The 2,335-nt window shown below is 48.7% G+C and carries 3 protein-coding genes; all 3 read right to left on the bottom strand.

Annotated elements, in window-relative coordinates:
- The coding region (mobF, locus tag NE536_RS22655) for a MobF family relaxase (RefSeq protein ID WP_261274103.1) at window positions 1–644 on the bottom strand (644 nt) is incomplete at its 3' end.
- Between the two features lie 58 nt (window positions 645–702).
- Window positions 703–882, bottom strand: coding sequence for a hypothetical protein (locus NE536_RS22650; protein ID WP_063883618.1), 180 nt, complete (start codon window positions 880–882; stop codon window positions 703–705).
- Between the two features lie 13 nt (window positions 883–895).
- Window positions 896–2,335: type IV conjugative transfer system coupling protein TraD (gene traD / locus NE536_RS22645; RefSeq protein ID WP_261274102.1), on the bottom strand; the 1,440-nt coding region annotated here is incomplete at its 5' end.

The raw sequence follows: 2,335 nt of genomic DNA, 5'->3' as shown, positions 1-2,335 counted from the left end.
GTGCCATTGATGATGCCGCCTTTTTGTTTAAAGCTGCTTGCCAGCGCGCGCAATGTGCCCTCGCTGTCCTTGGTCATGTTGGCGGTGAGTGAGTGGGTGTGCAGCTGCGGATCTTCTTCACGGCTGGTTTTGTGACGCACCATTGCAAACAGCAAATTGCCCGTGTTTTCAAAAGAGGTCGCTTTGGTATCAGGGTTAGTTTGTCTGGCCTGCGCCGCATCTTTCTCGATATGCGATAACGCGAATCTTACCGCGTCATCGTGCGCTGTCATTAAGCGCTTATCGCCGCCCACGAGTGCAAGCAAACTGACGGATTTAGGCGCCGAAAAGGTAAAGTCAAAACCGTTGCGGGCGTTGCTGTTTTGGGTTTTAAGCGTTTGGTCGTTCAGGCTACCGGCTAACACCTCTTTGAGTTGATGCTCTTCAACGGGCTTGCCTAGCATTCCCTCTTGCTCTGCCAGTTTGCCAAACCATTGGGTATTGGGCTCGGCGCTCTGCTCTTTCAAGTAATAGTTGGTTTCCCCTTCTTTGGCGTCCGCTGCTTTTTCTAACGACACGTCAGGCAAATTGAGGTTCTTTTCTTCACTGAGGTAGTAGCTGGCCGCGCCGCCAGCGCTCGACGCAATGGGACTGATGGAAAGCATATTGATATTCCTTTAGAGGGACCTCGCGCGGGGCGCGAGGTGAACTAATCCGGTAGGTTTATTCTGAGTCGAGTTGGGCTTTGATTTCGTCAGACGTGAAGCCCAGCGCTTTGAGTTCCGCGATGGCTTCAATTCGACGCATGACGTTCATCCGTTCATTGTCATTTTTAGAGGCTTTACGTGAGGGCTTTTTCGCCGACAATTCGGGCACTCGTACTGTGGTGTTGAATGAGGTCATCGTTTTAGCTCCTTTAGTCGAGCGATATTTCTTCATGTACTGAGGCTATTTGTTGCTCTTCAAGTCGCTGTGCATCCTCAATGTGCTGGTCATTGGCCTTTTGTTTTTCAGCGGCTTTTTTCTTCTCTGCATCTTTGAGCGCTAACTCAGTCGGTTTGGCCTTTTTCGCATCGATGAGGCTTTGGGCGACCGCATCGGTTTTTTCAGCAAGTTTGGTCATGCGTTGCGCTTCCGCGCTGCGTTCATCATTGTTTTCATCCCCTTCATACATGGTGTCATGAATGCTTTGGAGCTTGGTTTTATCCGCTTTATCGACGTGTTGAACCGCACTGAACTGGTGATAGTTCAGACTCCATTCAATCTGCTTTATGTTTTCAGACGGGGTGTAGTTACGTTTGATAAACGGGGCGCACAGTGAGCGCATTTGGTTAAACTCTAAATCCACTCTTACCACGGGATAATTGCCAGGCGTGCGCAGCCAAAATTGTAAATCTTCAAGCTGCATGATTTCAGAGGGCGTGACCACAGGGCGGGTAATGGTTTGATGGCCCAGTGATACGCCATCCCTGATTTCATTAGCGCCGTAGCTGTATTGCTCTTTAGATACATCGACTTCTTGCTCGCCTAAATCGTGAGACGAGATTTTGGCCATTTCGTTAGAGGGTGAGCGGAAAAATAAGCGAGTGTTGAGCAAGTCGAACATTTCAAGTGCCGCATTTTCGCCATAGACTTTTTTAAGCTGTGCGAATGACTGAATGCCTATGACATAACAGCCGCCAAACTTACGCACTTCTGCGATTGTTTCGGCAAGTTCAGGTAACTTGTGCAAGCTTGGTGCTTCATCCATCAACACCCAAATTCTGCGGTCCGGATCTTCGTCTTGTTCCAAAATGGCGGTCGAGGCAATGGATAGCCACATTGAGATCAAGGGGCGCAATGATGCATGTTGCTGTGCGTTGCTGGATAGAAATAGAAAGCCATTTTCGGCATCGTTTTTCACCCACTCACGAATTGAAAATTTGCGGCGAAGGAGTTTTCCCTGTTCGTCCTTTTCATCCAGTCCGGCAAGGAATCGTAATGATTTGATGTAGGCAGCGAGGACCGATTTAATGGATATCGCCGTTTTTTGGATTTTATCTGATACCAGTGAGGCCGATTCGGTCCCTTTTAAGTATTCACTTAAGGACTCAAGTTCGCTGGTCAGCATGAGTTCAAGCAGTCGTTCAGTGGTTTGGTTCATTTTAGGTTCATCTTGCATCTTAAATGCAGTAGATGAAAAAATGGTGCGAGCAGATTGCACCCAGAATGGATCGCCCTCACCATGCTGGGGAATGAGCGCGCTCGCCATGTTCTCAAAATCTGAGGGCTCATGCGCATCACACCACACATCCCAGTAAGCACAGCGTTCATCAAACGGGTTTAGTAGTACGTCCGTTGCCGGATTATAGAACTT

The sequence above is a fragment of the Shewanella septentrionalis genome, from assembly GCF_025370265.1.
Lineage (GTDB): Bacteria > Pseudomonadota > Gammaproteobacteria > Enterobacterales > Shewanellaceae > Shewanella > Shewanella hafniensis.
This window is presented reverse-complemented; position numbering and strand designations above follow the sequence as displayed.